Annotated in this window: 1 protein-coding gene and 1 pseudogene; both read right to left on the reverse strand. The window is 45.6% G+C overall.

All coding sequences use genetic code 11. The features are described 5' to 3' along the window. Positions 1–110: pseudogene (locus tag A3712_RS28730) on the reverse strand (allophanate hydrolase subunit 1); the annotation flags it as partial. Positions 111–208: 98 nt separating this feature from the next. Then, positions 209–355, reverse strand: a 147-nt coding sequence (locus A3712_RS27010; protein ID WP_197465877.1) for a LamB/YcsF family protein, incomplete at its 5' end; no start/stop codon positions are given.

The following is a 355-nucleotide window of genomic DNA, read 5'->3' on the forward strand; positions in this document are numbered from 1 at the left end:
ATGTATTGTGCATAACTCCCGCTAGAACCTGCGGCTAGTGGCCGTAGCGTAACAAGCACACTGCACTCAGCAACAGGCTCGACATTAAGTTTTATCTCGTTTTTCGTCATTTGCTTTCCATACGTTTTATTCCAACTTCCATGTTCATGTGTCGTGAGTGTTTCCTCTGTTCTTGTGCAAGGAACAGAGGGCATTCATTGCGCCGCTATTAATTAAACGCGTTGAGATCTTGTCGGATTTTTCTAATGAGCGCGATGGATTGCGGATTGTCGCCATGAACACAGATGGTGTCAGCTTCGATAGGTAGCCTTTCACCTTCAATGGTCGTGACTGAACCGTAGTTAACGATCTGCAT

It is taken from the genome of Vibrio sp. HI00D65, assembly GCF_001635455.1.
Classification (GTDB): Bacteria; Pseudomonadota; Gammaproteobacteria; order Enterobacterales; family Vibrionaceae; genus Vibrio.